Raw genomic sequence first — 15,613 nt, forward strand, 5'->3', positions numbered from 1 at the left:
TGCGTCGTCACACCGCGTCATCAGGAAGAGAGAGGTAGACCACCTTGCAAACGCCGTCCCCCGCATCCGCCCCTGGTAACGAGAACCTCATCCAGAAGGCGAAGCAGCACCTGCTGCAGAACTACAAGCAGCAACCCATTGCCCTGGTGCGCGGGCAGGGCACGCGGGTGTGGGACGCGGATGGCAAGGGCTACCTGGACTGCATCGGCGGCATTGCCGTCTGCGCGCTGGGCCACTGCCACCCGGAGGTGGTCGCGGCGGCCAAGGCGCAGCTGGACACGCTGTGGCACGTCTCCAACGTCTTCTACTCGCAGCCGCAGATAGACCTGGCCGCGCAGCTCACCGACTGGGCGGGCCTGCCGCGCGCGTTCTTCTGCAACTCCGGCGCGGAGGCCAACGAGGCCCTCATCAAGCTGACCCGCAAGGTGATGAAGGACCGGGGCCAGCCCGAGCGCTTCGAGATCCTCACCTTCGAGAAGAGCTTCCACGGCCGCACGCTGGCCACCGTCACCGCCACCGGCCAGCCGAAGTACCACGCAGGCTTCGAGCCGCTGCCCCAGGGCTTCCGGCACCTGCCGTTCGGCGACCTGGAGGCGGTGCGCCGCGCCGTGGGGCCGTCCACCGCCGCCATCCTGGTGGAGCCCATCCAGGGCGAGGGCGGCGTGCGCATGGCGCCCCCGGGCTACTTCCAGGGCCTGCGCGCCCTCTGTGACGAGAAGGGCCTGCTCCTGCTCGTGGACGAGGTCCAGACGGGCATGGGCCGCACCGGCCAGCCCTTCGGCTTCATGCACCACGGCATCCGGCCGGACGCCATCAGCATCGCCAAGGCGCTGGGCAACGGGCTGCCCATGGGCGCCATGCTCTGCCGCGAGGAGCTGGCGGGCAGCCTCTCCGCGGGCACCCACGGCTCCACCTTCGGCGGCAACCTGGTGTCCGCCGCCGCGGGCAACGTGGTGCTGCGGCTGATGCGCCAGCCCGGCTTCCTGGACGAGGTGCGGGCCAAGGGGGAGCACTTCCTCGCCGGCGCGCGCGCGCTCCAGGCCGCGCTGCCGGAAGGCCGCATCAAGGCCGTGCGCGGGCAGGGGCTGCTTTGGGGCGTGGAGCTGGACCGGGAGGTCGCCCCCGTCATCGCGAAGCTGCGCGAGGCCGGCCTGCTGGTGAACTCGGCCGGGGAGGTGACGCTCCGGTTCGCCCCGCCCCTCATCATCACCCGGAACGAGCTGGACGAAGCGCTGGGCATCCTCCAGCGGGTCCTCTCCACGCTGTAGAAGGGGGAGCGGTTTGGCGGTGCCGGGAGGTTTGACGCCCTGCTTCCCGGACACCTACACTTGGGGATTCGCCAGCCCGCGGAACTGACACCTTGAGCGCGCCCAACCCCATCGTCGGCCTGGGGGGCAGGACCGACCACATCGCCACGGTGCCCCACCTGGACCCGGCCCGTCTCCAGCTCAGCCCCGAGGAGGGCTCCGTGCTGGCGTTGGTGGGCCGCGTCGAGCGCATCGACGCCGTGCTGTCCCGCTCCTCGCTGGGCGAGGCGCGCACCATCGCCGTGCTGCTGGCGCTGCGCGCCAAGGGGGCCATCGTGCCCGCGCGGGTGGTGCAGCGCGCTCCGCCCGTCGCCCCGGTGGTGGACGCCGCCCTGTCGGAGGAGGTGGACCTGGAGCCCGACCAGAAGCGCGACATCATCGAGATGGAGCGCTCGCTGGAAAAGATGGACCACCACGCGGTGCTGGGCGTGGCCCGGGGCGCGAGCCCCCAGGAGGTGAAGCAGGCGTATTACAACGCGTCACGCCGCTTCCACCCGGACCGCTACTTCGGCAAGAACCTGGGCAGCTTCCGCGCCCGGCTGGAGCGCATCTTCAAGCGCCTCACGGACGCCCACAACGCCCTCAGCCGCCAGGAGCCGTCGCGCGCCCCCGACGCGCCCCCGCGCGTCCCGACGACGCCTCCTCCGGCCGCCGCGGCTCCGCGGACGACGTCCGGGAGCAGCTTCGCGGCGGTGCCGCCCCCCGCCGCTTCGGGCGCGCGCCCGCCCTCGGAGTCGTTCGCCGCGGTGCCGCCTCCCGCCGCACCGCCCCCGGAGGACGTGGAGTCCGAGGCCCGCCGCGCCGAGCGCCAGGCCCGCCTCGCTCGCCACCCGTACATGGCGCGCAGTCACAAGCTCACGGAGCTCATCGCCCGGGGCAAGGCGGCCACGGCGCGCGGGGACTTCGAGCGGGCCTACCAGGAGTTCAACCACGTGCTGGGCCTGGACGCGAAGAACCGCGAGGTCGCGCAGCTGCTGGTGGAGGCGCGCCGCAAGCACGACCTGACACGCGCGCAGGCGGAGGTGGAGCGCGGCCAGGAGCTGGAGATGCGCGGGGACTTCGCCGGGGCGCAGGCGGCCTACAGGCTGGCCGTGTCGCTCAACGCGGACCACCCGGAGGCGGCCTTCCAGGCGGCGCGCGTGGGGCGGGAGCTGGCGCAGGACTCGCAAGAGGTGCTGAAGCTCGCGCAGCGCGCGGTGGAGCTGAAGCCGGGGCGCGCGGACTACCAGCTCCTGTTGGCCCAGGTGCTCCTGGTCGCGGGGCAGAAGAAGCAGGCCAAGCTCCACTTCGAGGCGGTCACGCGCCTGTCCCCCGACAACGCCGATGCTCGCGCCGCCCTCAAGAAGCTGCGCTGGACGTTCACGTGATGAGGTGCATGCGTCCCCATGGCTGCTGAGCCCGAACCGCTGATCGGCATCGACCTGGGGACGACGAACAGCCTCGTCGCCACGGTGCAGGACGGTCAGCCCATCATCATCAAGAACCGCACCGGCCAGCCCCTCACGCCGTCCGTGGTGGCGGTGTCGAAGAACGGCAAGCGGCTGGTGGGCGCCATCGCCAAGCGGCAGGCCATCACCAACCCGCAGGAGACGGTGTCCGCGGCCAAGCGCCTCATCGGCCGCAAGTTCTCCTCGCACCCGGTGCAGGACGCGCTGCGCGCGCTCACGTACCAGGTGGTGTGCGGCCAGCACGACGACGTGCGCATCCGGCTGGCGGGCCGCGACCTCGCCGTGCCGGAGGTCAGCGCCATGATCCTCGCGGAGCTGAAGGCGGACGCGGAGGCGCACTTCGGCAGGCCCGTCACCCAGGCCGTCATCACCGTGCCGGCCTACTTCAACGACGGGCAGCGCCAGGCCACCAAGGACGCGGGCCGCATCGCGGGGCTGGACGTCCTGCGCATCATCAACGAGCCCACCGCGGCGGCGCTGGCCTACGGCTTCGGCCGCACGGTGAACGGGAAGATCGCCGTGCTGGACGTGGGCGGCGGCACCTTCGACGTGTCGGTGCTGGAGATCAACAACGGCATCTTCGACGTGGTGGCCACCGGCGGTGACACCTTCCTCGGCGGTGAGGATTGGGACCACCGCATCATCGAGTGGATGGTGTTCGGCTTCGCCAAGGAGCACGGCATCGACCTGCGCAAGGACCGCATGGCGCTGCAGCGGCTGAAGGACGCCGCGGAGAAGGCGAAGGTGGAGCTGTCGTCGGTGAAGGAGGCGCAGGTGCACCTGCCCTTCATCTGCACGCCGCCGGGCGGAGGCGCCGCGCTGCACCTGCAGTCCACGCTCACCCGCGAGAAGCTGGAGGAGCTCACGGCGGACCTGGGCGAGCGCCTGGTGGGCATCACCTCGGAAGTGCTGGGCGAGGCGAAGGTGCGCCCCTCGGACCTGAAGGAGGTCATCCTGGTGGGCGGCATGTCGCGCATGCCCCGCATCGTGGAGCAGGTGCGCCAGTACTTCCGCCGCGAGCCGTGCAAGGGCGTGCACGCGGAGGAGGTCGTGGCCCTGGGCGCCGCCATCCAGGCGTACGCGCTGGTGGGGCAGCAGAGCGAGTTGCTGCTCCTGGACGTCACGCCGCAGAGCATGGGCGTGGCCATCGCCGGCGGCTACGTGCGGCGGCTGATTCCGCGCAACACCACCGTGCCCACGTCCGCCACGGAGGTGTTCGCCACCTCCAAGGACTTCCAGCGCACGGTGAAGATCATGGTGCTCCAGGGCGAGCACGAGCTCGCGCACCACAACGAGCTCTTGGGCGAGTTCCTCCTCACCGGCCTGCGCGAGGCGCCGCGCGGGCAGGTGGAGATTGAAGTGACGTTCGACATCAACGCGGAGGGCATCGTGTCCGTGTCCGCGCGAGACCGCGACACGGGCCTGCGCCAGTCCATCACCGTCACCGCGTCCAGCGGCCTGACGGAGGACGAGCTGCGCCGCATCATGGACGAGCAGCGCGACTGGCTGGTGGCGGCGCGCAACACGGAGGAGCTGAAGGCCAAGCGCGTGGAGCTGGACATCCTGGCCCGCGACCTGGTGGACGCGCTCTCCCGCGTGCGGCTCATGCCCGGGGCCGGAGGCCTGTCGCCGGACGTCGTCGCCCGCGCGGAGGCCGCCCTGGATTCCGCGCGTCAGGCGCGCGGCGCGGACGACGTGGGCGCGCTCACCCGGGCCTGCGAGGCCCTGGCCCAGAGCCTGCCGCTGCTGCGCTCGGCGGGCCCGCGCGGAACGCCGGGGAGGTAGCCCATGAACGCGATCCGGGCCAAGGCGCTGGTCGAAGCCGGGTTGCTGCTGCGGCTGAGTGGCGACATGGCCGGCGCGGAGAAGCTGTTCACCCGGGCCCTGGAGCTGGATCCGGCCAACACGCGCGCGCGCCGGCTGCTGGGTCGGGACGGCCCGGCGGAGCACGGCGGGGACACCGGTTGGAACCTGGCGGGCCCCGAGCTGGAGACGGACTGGGGCGCCTGGGCCGGCCCCTCGGAGCCCGGTCCGGTGGAGGTTCCCTTGCGTGAATCCGTGAGCCTGCCCGAGGGCACGGGCGTGCGCGGCGACGCGTTGGACCTCATCGCGGAGGCGCACCGCACGCAGGAGTTCGGGCTGCCGGACACCTTCACGCCCGCGGGCGGGCTGCCGGAGGGCTCGGAGGTGGAGAGCCTGCTGCGCGGCGCGGAGGACCTGCTGGCGCTGGATGACCACTCTGGCGCGGTGGAGCTCCTGCGCCGGGCCCAGTTCCTGGCGCCGGAGAACCCGCGCGTGGAGGCGCTGCGCGACCGCAGCGAGCGCATCCTGGTGTTCATGCTGGAGGCGCGGCTGGGGGACCTGCACCGCGTGCCGCGCGTGCGGTTGCAACCGGATGACATCATCTGGCTCAACCTGGACCACCGCGCGGGCTTCGTGCTGGCGCAGATTGACGGCGCGGTGAGCTTCGACGACCTCTTCGCGCTGTCCGGCATGTCGCGCCTGGACACCGCGCGCATCCTCGCGCAGCTGCTCGACGAGGGCATCATCGCCCCCGGCGAGTAGGCGCGCGCGGCTTCTGCGTCACCCGGGGCGGATGACGGCCGTCCACACGCCGCGCACCACGGGCTCGCCCTTCGCGTTGCGCGTCTCCGTGGTGACGACGAGGAAGTCCATCCCGGCCTTGCGGTACAGCTCCGTGATTTCGCCCGTGGTGGTGAGCACGTCCCCGGGGCGCATCACGCCCAGGAACTCCAGCTCCTGCTCGCCGTGCACCAGCCGCACGCGGTCCACGCCCAGCTCCGGATCCGCGATGGCGGCGCTGAAGGGGCGGATGGCGAACACCACCGCGAAGCTGGGGAAGGCGATGACGTCGCCGTAGGGGCCCGCCTGGGCCGCCTCCTGCGAGTAGAGCAGGGGGCTGACGTGCGCCGGGGGCTCGCCGAAGGTGCCCGCGGAAGGCACGGAGCCGCCGAGGATGAGGGAGAACTCGCGCAGCTTCTCCCGGCCAATCTCATAGGTGAAGGGGCCGTAAGCACGGCCTACGAACTTGGGGTCCAGGGCCATGGCTATCCGAGCGAGGTTTCGACGACGGCGCCCCGGAGGACGGGCTCGCCGCGCTGGTTGGTGGCGGTGACTTCCGTGGTGAGCCGGCCGTCCGTGATGGCGGTGACGCGGCCCTGGAAGGTGACGGTGTCCTCCGGCAGCACCGGCCGGGAGAAGCGCACCCTCACCCGGCGCACCAGGCCCGGGTCTCCCACGAAGACGGCCACCGCCTCCACCGCCCAGCCCAGCGTGCAGAGCCCTTGGAGGATGACGCCGTTGAAGCCGGCCTGCCTGCCCACCTCCGGGTCGATGTGGATGGGGTTGTAGTCCCCGGAAGCGCCCGCGTAATACACCGGCCGCAGCCGGTCGCACTGGCGGACGTGCGTGAAGGTGTCTCCCACCTGGAACGTGCGTGCCATGAGGCGCGGAAGCCTACCGCATCCCTGTGTCCGCGGACGCCTGGCGGAAATGAAGAAGGGGCGGCCCCCACTTGCGTGAGGACCGCCCCCAATCACTTCAGGGCTTCAGGATGAAGCGCCGGCTTACGCCTTGCGACGGCGAGCGAACGCCATCGCCGCGAACAGCGCCATCAGCGGCGCCATGCCGCCAGCGGAGCCGCCCGTGGAGGAGCAGCCGCCGCCGTCGTCGTCGGCCTTCGGCACGGAGACCTTGATCTCGGCGGTGCTGGTGGCACCGGCCGCGTCCGTCACCGTCACGGTGAAGGCGTAGTTCTCCAGCGTCTTCTTCGCCGGCGGGGTGAAGCTGGCCTCGGCGGCGTTGGCGCCGGTCAGCGTCACGGACGGGCCACCCGTCTGGGCCCAGGCGTAGGTCAGCGTCTCGTTGTCCGGATCCGTCGACGTCGCGGCGTCGATCTTCACCAGCTCACCGCCACGCACGCCCGAGATGACCCGGGCCTTGGCGACCGGCGCCTGGTTCACCTGCTTCACGTTGACCGTGTAGACGAACGGGCCGGAGGTGGCGCCGTCGGAGTCCGTCACGGTGAGGCTGAAGGCCAGGGCCGTGTCGACCTGGACCTGCGGCGCGGTGAACTTCACCTTCGCCGTGTCCTTGTTGTCGAGCGTCACCGGCTGGCCACCGAGCTGGGCCCAGACGTAGGTGAGCGTGTCACCGTCCGGATCCGTGATGCCGGAAGCGTCCAGCTCCACGTTGCTGCCCTCGTCCACGTCGATGGTGGCCGGAGCCTGGCCCACCGGGTGGCGGTTGGCCTTGCGCACCGTCACGTTGACCAGGTCCGTTCCAGACTGGCCGCCCGAGGTCACCGTGAGCTTGAACGTGAGCTCCGTGGCGGTGTTGACGTCCGGCGCCGTGAAGGTCGCCGTCGCCTGGTCCGCATCCGTCAGCGTCACATCGGTGCCGCCCGTCTGCTCCCACAGGTAGGTGACCGCCGTGCCGTCCGCATCCGTGCCGGAGCCGGTCAGCGTCACCGTGGAGCGCGCATCCGCGTCGAAGTCCGCGCCGGCGTTGGCCACCGGAGCGCGGTCCACGTTCTTCACCGTCACGGCGACGGCCTTGGTGGACCTCGCGCCGCTGCTGTCCGTCACGGTGACCGTGAAGTTCAGCTGCGTGTCCGCCGTCACTTCCGGAGCCAGGAACGTGGCCTTCGCCCGGGTGGCGTTGGTCAGCGTCACCGCAGGGGTGGTGCCACCCGTCCGGGCCCAGGAGTACGTCAGCGTGTTCGCGTGAATCACGTCCGCGTCCGTGGAGCCCGAGGCGTCCAGCGTCACAGGCGTGGTGTCACGCTCGTTCACCGTCGCCGGCGCGGTGGCCGCGGCCACCGGGGGCTGGTTCACGTTGAGGATCTGGATGTTCACCGTCTTCGGGGCGCTCGCCTTGCCAGACGCGTCGGTGACGACGAGCTGGAAGGTGAGGGTGTCCGTGTAGTCCACGTCAGCCACGAAGCTCGGCGTCGCGGTGTCCGCGCCGTTCAGGGTGACGGGCGTGGCGCCACCGGTCTGCGTCCAGCTGTAGGTGAGCGCGTCACCCGCGGCGGCATCCGGGTCGAAGCTGCCCGTGCCGTTCAGGGTGATGGTGGCGCGGTTGAGGACGCCGCCGACGAGCACGCCCTCCGCGACCGCCGCCGTGCCCACGCGCGACGGACCCGCGTTGGCGACCGGAGGCACGTTGCACACGCCCGTGGAGGCCGGCTGCTCCGCCTGGCCCGAGAACACCGCCGTGGCGCCCTCGAAGTTCACGTTGTCCAGGTCCAGGCCGTACCCGCCGACCGCCACGTCACCGCCGATGCGGAAGCGGAAGCGGACGTTCTTGAGGCCCAGGTCGGGGAAGAAGGTCCCGAAGTTGATGCTCGCGGCCGTGAACGCCGGGAAGCCCGGGCTCACCTGCGCCATCGCGGGGCGATCCTCGAGCGGGTTGCCGCCGCCCGCGGCGATGTAGTCCACGTAGCCCGGATCCGCGTCCACCACCGGGTACAGATCCCAGGGGTCGATCCAGTCGATGCCGTCGACCGTGAACTCGAGCACCGCGCCGTCGTAGGAGGCGCTGGAGTCGAACTCGAAGGAGTGACGGTAGTTGTAGCTCATCACGAAGTCGGCCGCGTCATCCACCGACAGCCAGGGGCTGGTGATGGTGGTCTCCGCGATCGTGCCCGGATCCGCGCCGTGCGCGTAGCGGTTGGCCGGCGAGCCGGACAGCGTCCAGTCGCCAGAGGACGACAGGTTCTGCGACACCGTCCACCCGGTCAGGCCGGACTCGAACGTCTCCGTGTTGCTGGTCGTGGCGACGTTGTCGTAGTTGACGCGCGGATCGAACGTCACCGTCCTCGCCGCCGCCGGGATCTCCGTGGAGTCGAAGGCGACCTTGATGCCGGCGCGCGTGGGCGTACCGGACACCGCGGTGACGCTGACGGGCACGGTGACGGTGGCGGAAGCCCCGCGAGACAGGGCGGGGACGTTGATCGCGGCGCCGTTCGGGAACTCCAGCGTCGCCGTGGTGCTGGTGCTGCTGACGGTGCCGGAGAAGGCGCTCAGCCCGTTGCCGCCCACGTTGCGCACGGTGATCTTCAGCTCACCCTGCTCGCCGATGTCCAGGATGCCGTCCTGGTCGCAGCCGCCCGCGTTGTCGGTCAGCGAGATGCTGGTGACCTCCAGGTTGCCACCCGAGGAGAAGCTCTCCGTCACGCTGAGGTGGTCGAACGCGTCGCGGTCCGGCGACTTGGCGCCGAAGCCCAGGCCGCGCTTGGCGAAGGCCGCCACGAAGCGCTGGTAGTCCGCCGGGTCGCTCGCGAGCGCGACGGCCAGCACCGCGTCACGCGCTTCCGTGAAGGTCGGCGCGTTCGGCGTCGCCTTGTAGGAAGCGACGAGGTACTGCTTCATCCGGTTCTGCGCTTCCTGGAACGGGTGCGCGTTCAGCAGGCTCGCGTAGCACTCCCACAGCATCGTGGCCCACACCTCACCGCTGTTGTGGACCTCGCTGTTGATGTCCGAGCGCGTGCCCGCGTCCGTGGGCAGGGGGGTGAAGTTGGCGATGTGCTTGAACGTGTAGCCGTTCTTGCTCATGTCCGTCGAGTAGGGCAGGCGACGGATGCCGAAGTAGTAGCCCTGGTTCTTGCCACCGCTCGAGACGTAGCCGGCGGTGCTGTAGACGCCCTGCCAGTTGCTGTTGCCCGGCTTGTTCCGGTCGGACTCACGCACCTGCATCAGCATGGCGTGGAAGTCGCCCCAGCCCTCGCCCATGGAGCGGCCCTGGTTGTTGCTCAGGCCCGCGGCGTTACCGACGAGGCGGTTGCTGATGTAGTGGCCCCACTCGTGCGCGACGATGCCGTTGTCGAGCGTGCCGTCGCGGTCCTGGTTCGGCTCGCGCAGGAACTTCACGGACAGCGGGCCGGGGTCGAGCGCCGTCCTCCACGCCGCGCCCGCGGCCTTGGTGATCATCAGGGACGGCGTCTTGACCTTGGCGTCATCCGTGCCGTTGCCGCCCATGGTGATGGGGCTGCCGTCCGCGTTATTGACGATGACGGTGGCGATCGCGCCCGCGGTCTGCGCGTTGAGCGACTTGATGACGAAGTTGCAATCGCCGCGGTTGATGAGGGCGATCTTGTCGGTGAAGTAGCCGGCCTCGAACGGCGAGCAGCCCAGGGGGTTGGTCTCAGGGGCCGCCTTGATGTCCCCCGTCATGTCGAAGGCCTCCGTGCCGTAGCTCGCGGAGGAGGCCTCGTAGATGCCGGCCAGGGCCGCGGGAGACGTCACGGACAGCTCGGGCGTGCCGTTGAACACATACATCTGCATGCGCGGCGACGCACCGTCCGCCGGCGTGCTCATGTTCGCGTTGTCGCGGCCGCCGTAGTCCTGCGCCTGGGCCTGGAGGGGGTCGCCCTCCGCGCCACCACGGCCGAAGTTGAACGACTGGGCGTTGCCCGCGGCCTCGTCGAAGCCGGCGTCGTAGAACCAGTCGTGCAGGAAGTTGTTCACGTAGAACAGGTTCACCACCGCGGCCTTGGTCTGCTCGGTGCTGATGCCCGGGGCCTTGGTCGTGTCGTAGACGTACGAGAAGGTGTTCTCGCTCGTCGTCTCCGCGCGGAGGTCGGCGCTGCCCGGCTGGAAGCCGTCCGGCGCGGTCAGGTCCGCGTACGCGTCCACGTTGTTACCCGTGGTCTGCGTGGCGTTGGCCGGCAGCCAGGGGTCGTTCTTGCTGTAGGGGCTGTTGGCCAGGGTGATGTTGTTCGCCGGGCGGTTCAGCGGGGCCTGGTAGCCGTCCTGGGTGCCCGTGGGGTGCGGGGTCGCGTCGTTGCCCTGGGGACCGTCCTCCGGGATGAACGGGGACGCCTGGTCCGCCCAGACCTTGTACGTGAAGGCCGTGCCCGCGTCCGCGGACAGGTCGTTGCGGAAGAGGACCTTGCCGGTGGCCGCGGAGACCACGTAGCCGAAGTACTGGCTGGAGCGCGCGGCCTTGGGGCCGGCGTTCACTTCCACGTACCAGGCCGGCTCCAGGTTGCCGGCCAGCATGAAGTACACCTGCCGGGCGCGGGCCGGGACGGCCAGGTCCTGCGGCAGCGCGGACTTCGTGGCGGGGGTCAGCTCGAAGAAGGTGTAGTCACCCTTCGTGCCCGCGTTGACGAACGAGGTGGCCTGCGTGCCGGAGCCCGTCAGGTCCTTGAACGCGCCGGACACCGCGTCCGCGGCGCTCAGGTTGAAGCCGGCGCGCGCCTTGCTGCGCGCGGTGAACGCCAGCTCGGACGGGGCCAGGTAGCCGCTCACGGCCACCAGGCGCAGGTCCTGGCCCATGACGACCTTGATCTCGTTGCGGAAGACGGGGATGCCACCCACCGACTGGTTGAAGGTCGCGATGATGGCGCCCTTGCCGGTGTTGTGCATCGAACGGAGGTTGGCGCCCGAGACGTCGTCACGCGTCAGCCGGTAGCTGTCCGCCACGGACTGCAGGTGCGCGCGCGCCGCGCTCTCCGCCGTCATGCCGGTGCGGATGACGGACTTGGACTGCGCGCCCTCCTGCGTCGCCCAGGCGAACGTAGGCACTCCGAGCCGGTGCTCGGTCTGCTCGATGCGAAGCCCGCGGGACGCCGCCGTGTTCGAATCCACGGCGAGAGAGCGGGAGTCCCGCTGCTCCAGGAACGCGTCGTAGTTCGACCGCTCCTTGGCCCACGCACTGGTACCCGCGATGGGCACCAGCAGCAGGCTGGTCAACAGCTTTTCCCTGAGACGCATGCGCCTTCCTTCTTGGGGGTGATGTACTGCCGGACGAGGGGACTGCGAGAGACGACGACTGCACGGGGAGAGGTCCGCCGGGGGAGGCGGGCCGCTCCTCACGGATGGTGGGCCGTGGATGGACAACAGCCCGATAGGAAACGCAGCCCAACGCCGCAGGTCGCATTGGCGACGTGAGCGGGGAACTCAGCGTGGAAAGGCGGGACGCGCGAGGCGGGCAGGGCGGATGCGAAGCGCTGCGACAGGCCGGACAGCCGGGGCGCCACACCCGAACCCGGGGCGGCCCAACTGAATCGACTGTCAACGGTCACCGGCAAGCGCTGCTCTCCAACCCACTCTTCCGGCCGCGGCTGTATTCACCGCGCCAGATTCAGTGGGAGCGCATGCTAACCAGGACACTGTTTCATTGAAAAGAGGGGGGCCCCCGCAACTTTGCGTTAGCAACCCAGTAACAATTGGCAGTCTGGAATAAGCCGTAGCAGCCGGGCGGGCGCGAGCGTGTCACAGGTGCCGCGCCGCACCTTGCCTGCGGGCCCAAACCCTGCTCAGCGGCGCGAGCGCGGCGCCGGCGCGCCTTCATCCGCGGAGGGCAGCGGACCGTGGTCCAGCGGGTCCTCGACCTCCGCGCCCTCCTTGCGCTGCTTGTACTTTTCCCGCACGTAGGCGACGAGCTGATCCAGGTACGAGGACAGCGGCGGGCACCGCACGCCGGTGCCGTCGAGCAGCTCCAGCGTGTTGTGACAATTGTAGATGGCCAGGTGGTTCACGTAGCTGATGGCGGCGCGCTGGGGCCGGGCCAGCTTCTCCAGCACGGGCAGCCGCAGCATCACGTCCGCGGCGCGCGCGGACAGGTTGAAGCGCGGCAGCCGCTTGTGGGACTTCTCCGCGATGAGCTCGTACACGCGCCGCGCGCTCATGGGGTTGGGGTCCACCAGGTGGAAGGTGCGCCCCTTCGCGCGCGCGTCGCGCGACAGCCGCCACACCGCCTCCACCACGAAGTCCACCGGCACCACGTTGAGTGGCGCCACGCCGTTGCCCGGCAGGGGCAGCGGCACCACCAGCGGAGACGTGACGAGCAGGATGCCCAGGTAGTAGGGGCCCTCGAAGCGGTCGATCTCCCCCGTGCGCGAGTCGCCCACCACGCTGGACGGACGGAAGATGGTGACGGGGAGGGTGGCGGAGGCGCGCTGCACCAGCCGCTCCGCCTGGAACTTCGTCTCCTCGTAGGGGTTGCGGAAGGACTGGCCCCGGTCCAGCTCGTCCTCGGCGATGACGCCCACGCGGTCGCCGGACACGTAGCAGGTGGAGAAGTGGTTGAAGCGGGAGAGGTTCTCGCAGTCGCGCGCCAGCTCCAGCAGGTTGCGCGTGCCGTCCACGTTCACCCGCCACGCGGTCTCCTTGGGCACACCCAGTTGCGACACCGCGGCCAGGTGGAAGATGTCCGTCACCCGCTCGCACAGGCGCTGGTACTCCTCGCCGGACAGGCCCAGGTGCATGTCCACCGCGTCACCGGTGAGCAGCTCCACGCGCGCGCCCTTCACCTTCGCCGCGAGCGCCTGTGCCTCCTTGAAGGCCTTGGGCTGCACGAGCGCGTAGATGTGCCCCTTCGGGTCCTCCCGCGCGATGTGCTCCACCAGCCGCTTGCCGATGAAGCCCGGGTAGCCGGTGAGGAAGTAGGTGCCAGGGCCCTGCCGCGTCTTCGACGTCTCGCTCATGCGCGGCGCAGCATAACCGCCCGTCAGCCGTGTGCGAGCATCGCCCGCCACACTGCCTCCACCTGTGGACGGGTGGCCTCCGGCGCGCCGCTGTTGTCGATGACCCAGGTCGCGTGCGCGCGCTTGTCGTCCAGCGCCATCTGCGCCGCGAGCCGCGCCTCCGCCTGGTCCGCCAGGAGGCCGTCGCGCGTCATCAGCCGCGCCTTCTGCACCTCCCGGGGCACCCACACCACGGCCACGCCCTCCATCGCCTGGTGCAGGCCCGTTTCGATGAGCAGCGGCACGTCGTAGACGGCGTGGGTGACGCCTTCCGCCTCCAGGGCCTGGAGCTTCTGGAGGAAGAGGTCGCGCACCTCCGGGTGCACGATGGCGTTGAGGGCGGCCCGCTCCGCGGGGTCCGCGAAGATGTGCGCGCCCAGCTTCACCCGGTCCAGGCGGCCGTCGGGGCCCACCACGCCGGGGAAGCGCTCGTCGATGCGCTTCAGGCCGGGCGTGCCGGGCTCCACCACCTCGCGGGCGAGCACGTCCGCGTCCAGCACCCGCGCGCCCAGCTCCCGCAGCATCCGGCTCACCGTGCTCTTGCCGGAGGCGATGCCGCCCGTCAGGCCGAAGACGTGCACGGGCTACTTCGCGGCCTTGGGCGTGGTGAAGACGAAGGACTGCACCGTCTTGCCGTCCTCGTTGAAGAAGATGGCCACGCCCAGCTTCACGTAGAGGAAGTAGGTGCGGAAGTCGTCCGTCAGCTTGCGCAGGTAGCAGGGCGTGGCGGGCATGGCGCCGGCCGGGCACGCGGGGCCGTAGCTGTTCTCGATGGTGTCCTTCTCGATGACGGGCCCGGGGAACACGTCGATGCGCTCCACCAGCTGGGTGTCCGGGTCCACCTTGAACTGGGCCTGGGTGGTGCCCTTGATGGCCTCCTTGGCGAAGTAGGCCAGGATCTCCTTGCCCTCCTGGCTCATGGTCCGGGACGGCTCCCCGAACTTCTTCACCACGTCCTCCTTCTTGGAGGACCCAGGCTCGATGCCCTGCCACGGCTTGGCGGAAGCAGGCAGGGAGACGGCAGCGACGGCAACGGCGAACAGGACGGCAATCACGGGGGTCCGCATCTCGACTCCTCCCTAGCGGATCAGGCAGGCACGCCTCAAGGTCCGTTACCTCAAGCCACGCACCTGTCCACCCGGTATTCAATCACGAACGAGACGCCTTGCCCCCTCCAGGGGCCTCTGCTACGTGCTCAAGACATGTCTTCTCGTGCCTTCCGGGTCTTTTCAGCCCTCTTGCTCGCCGTCTCCGGCGGCCTCGCCGGCGCCGCGGACTTCACGGGCCCCGACAGCTGCAAGGGCTGCCACCCGGAGGCGTACGACGCGTGGATGAAGTCCAAGCACGCCCGGGCGACGGAGACACTGGCGGACAGCCAGAAGAAGGACGCGCGGTGCCTGTCCTGCCACGCGCCGGACCAGGCGGAGCAGCAGCTGGCGGCCGTCACCTGTGAGACGTGCCACGGCGGCGGGCAGTACTACTCGCCGTCCTATGTGATGAAGGACCCGGAGTTGGCGCGGCTGGTGGGGTTGGTGGACCCGTCGGAGAAGCAGTGCCGCACCTGCCATGACGCGTCCTCGCCGTCCCTGCGCCCGTTCGACTTCAAGGAAGCGCTGAAGGCCATCGACCACTGGTCCGCCGAACGCGCCCGCAAGCAGACCCGGGCGGACGCCGCCCCCTCCACGCCGGCTCCGGCCACGGCGAAGAAGTAAGTGACCTCCGCTTGATCAAGATCCTCGATTCCCGCTTCGTCACCACCGCCGTGGAGCTCAAGGGGCTGCCCACGGACCACGCCGCGGAGGTGGCCTTCGTCGGCCGCTCCAACGTCGGCAAGTCGTCCATGATCAACGCCCTGACGAACCGGCGGAAGCTGGTGCGCGTGTCCAACACGCCGGGGCGCACCCGCACGCTCAACTTCTTCGACGTGGACCTGGACCGCGACGGCGTGCGCCACACGGTGCGCCTGGCGGACCTGCCCGGCTACGGCTTCGCCAAGGCGAGCAAGGCGGACAAGGCCCAGTGGCAGGCGATGATCACCAGCTACCTCAAGAACCGGCACCGGTTGGAGGTGGTGGTGAGCATCATCGACGCGGAGGTGGGGCCCACGCCGGAGGACCTGCAGACGCTGGACTACCTCCAGGAGCACAACCGCCGCATCCTCGTCGTGGCCACCAAGGTGGACCGGCTGACGAAGGCGCAGCGCAAGCCCCGGCTGCACAAGCTGGCGGAGCAGCTGGAATTGCCCCGCGAGGCGGTCGTCCCGTTCTCCTCCACGGAGAAGCTGGGCGTGGAGGAGGTGTGGGGCACGCTGCTGGACACCTTCGGCAAGGCCACCCGCGTCTGAGGCTGCCGGGCCCGGGCGC

12 protein-coding genes are annotated in these 15,613 nt (G+C 70.3%); 6 read left to right on the forward strand and 6 right to left on the reverse strand.

Annotated features, from left to right (window positions below; genetic code table 11):
• Positions 1 to 44: 44 nt before the first annotated feature.
• The 4 genes from D7X30_RS27795 (at position 45) to D7X30_RS27810 (ending at position 5,320) form a co-directional block, all read left to right on the forward strand.
• On the forward strand, positions 45 to 1,268 hold the full coding sequence (locus tag D7X30_RS27795; RefSeq protein WP_120565994.1) for an aspartate aminotransferase family protein: 1,224 nt from the start codon (positions 45 to 47) through the stop codon (positions 1,266 to 1,268).
• A 92-nt stretch (positions 1,269 to 1,360) separates the two neighbouring features.
• The gene (locus tag D7X30_RS27800; RefSeq protein ID WP_120565995.1) at positions 1,361 to 2,674 is read left to right on the forward strand and encodes a J domain-containing protein; all 1,314 of its coding nucleotides are present in this window, start codon (positions 1,361 to 1,363) and stop codon (positions 2,672 to 2,674) included.
• 18 nt (positions 2,675 to 2,692) lie between these two features.
• Entirely contained in the window at positions 2,693 to 4,540 is a 1,848-nt protein-coding gene (gene dnaK / locus D7X30_RS27805; protein WP_120565996.1) for a molecular chaperone DnaK, read from the forward strand.
• A gap of 3 nt (positions 4,541 to 4,543) precedes the next feature.
• Complete coding sequence (locus D7X30_RS27810) at positions 4,544 to 5,320, forward strand: tetratricopeptide repeat protein (RefSeq protein ID WP_120565997.1); 777 nt, start codon at positions 4,544 to 4,546, stop codon at positions 5,318 to 5,320.
• A gap of 18 nt (positions 5,321 to 5,338) precedes the next feature.
• Here the strand turns inward: D7X30_RS27810 and D7X30_RS27815 are convergent, their stop codons facing one another.
• The 6 genes from D7X30_RS27815 to D7X30_RS27840 form a co-directional block, all read right to left on the reverse strand.
• Positions 5,339 to 5,821, reverse strand: coding sequence for a MaoC family dehydratase N-terminal domain-containing protein (locus tag D7X30_RS27815; protein WP_120565998.1), 483 nt, complete (start codon positions 5,819 to 5,821; stop codon positions 5,339 to 5,341).
• 2 nt (positions 5,822 to 5,823) lie between these two features.
• Positions 5,824 to 6,219, reverse strand: coding sequence for a MaoC/PaaZ C-terminal domain-containing protein (locus D7X30_RS27820; protein ID WP_120565999.1), 396 nt, complete (start codon positions 6,217 to 6,219; stop codon positions 5,824 to 5,826).
• A 123-nt stretch (positions 6,220 to 6,342) separates the two neighbouring features.
• The gene (locus D7X30_RS27825) at positions 6,343 to 11,496 is read right to left on the reverse strand and encodes a myxosortase-dependent M36 family metallopeptidase (RefSeq protein ID WP_120566000.1); all 5,154 of its coding nucleotides are present in this window, start codon (positions 11,494 to 11,496) and stop codon (positions 6,343 to 6,345) included.
• Positions 11,497 to 12,041: 545 nt separating this feature from the next.
• Positions 12,042 to 13,211, reverse strand: a complete 1,170-nt coding sequence (locus tag D7X30_RS27830; RefSeq protein WP_199724562.1) for an SDR family oxidoreductase — start codon at positions 13,209 to 13,211, stop codon at positions 12,042 to 12,044.
• Positions 13,212 to 13,234: 23 nt separating this feature from the next.
• Positions 13,235 to 13,831, reverse strand: coding sequence for a dephospho-CoA kinase (gene coaE / locus D7X30_RS27835; protein WP_120566002.1), 597 nt, complete (start codon positions 13,829 to 13,831; stop codon positions 13,235 to 13,237).
• Between the two features lie 3 nt (positions 13,832 to 13,834).
• Positions 13,835 to 14,317 carry a hypothetical protein gene (locus D7X30_RS27840; protein WP_120566003.1) on the reverse strand — a complete coding sequence of 161 codons (483 nt, stop codon included), beginning with the start codon at positions 14,315 to 14,317 and terminating at the stop codon, positions 13,835 to 13,837.
• Positions 14,318 to 14,452: 135 nt separating this feature from the next.
• Here D7X30_RS27840 and D7X30_RS27845 point away from each other — a divergent pair, with 135 nt between their 5' ends.
• A complete protein-coding gene (locus D7X30_RS27845) occupies positions 14,453 to 14,962 on the forward strand; it encodes a multiheme c-type cytochrome (protein WP_120566004.1) in 510 nt (169 codons plus the stop codon).
• Between the two features lie 11 nt (positions 14,963 to 14,973).
• On the forward strand, positions 14,974 to 15,594 hold the full coding sequence (gene yihA, locus D7X30_RS27850; RefSeq protein ID WP_120566005.1) for a ribosome biogenesis GTP-binding protein YihA/YsxC: 621 nt from the start codon (positions 14,974 to 14,976) through the stop codon (positions 15,592 to 15,594).
• The last annotated feature ends 19 nt before the right edge of the window (positions 15,595 to 15,613 follow it).

Source organism: Corallococcus sp. AB011P (assembly GCF_003611605.1).
Classification (GTDB): Bacteria; Myxococcota; Myxococcia; order Myxococcales; family Myxococcaceae; genus Corallococcus; species Corallococcus coralloides.

Bases quoted from the DNA above. Each gene is read 5' to 3' on its own strand.
- dnaK (WP_120565996.1), top strand. From the start codon at position 2,693: ATGGCTGCTGAGCCCGAACCGCTGATCGGCATCGACCTGGGGACGACG.
- D7X30_RS27810 (WP_120565997.1), top strand. From the start codon at position 4,544: ATGAACGCGATCCGGGCCAAGGCGCTGGTCGAAGCCGGGTTGCTGCTG.
- D7X30_RS27815 (WP_120565998.1), bottom strand. From the start codon at position 5,821: ATGGCCCTGGACCCCAAGTTCGTAGGCCGTGCTTACGGCCCCTTCACC.
- D7X30_RS27820 (WP_120565999.1), bottom strand. From the start codon at position 6,219: ATGGCACGCACGTTCCAGGTGGGAGACACCTTCACGCACGTCCGCCAG.
- D7X30_RS27825 (WP_120566000.1), bottom strand. From the start codon at position 11,496: ATGCGTCTCAGGGAAAAGCTGTTGACCAGCCTGCTGCTGGTGCCCATC.
- D7X30_RS27830 (WP_199724562.1), bottom strand. From the start codon at position 13,211: ATGAGCGAGACGTCGAAGACGCGGCAGGGCCCTGGCACCTACTTCCTC.
- D7X30_RS27840 (WP_120566003.1), bottom strand. From the start codon at position 14,317: ATGCGGACCCCCGTGATTGCCGTCCTGTTCGCCGTTGCCGTCGCTGCC.
- D7X30_RS27845 (WP_120566004.1), top strand. From the start codon at position 14,453: ATGTCTTCTCGTGCCTTCCGGGTCTTTTCAGCCCTCTTGCTCGCCGTC.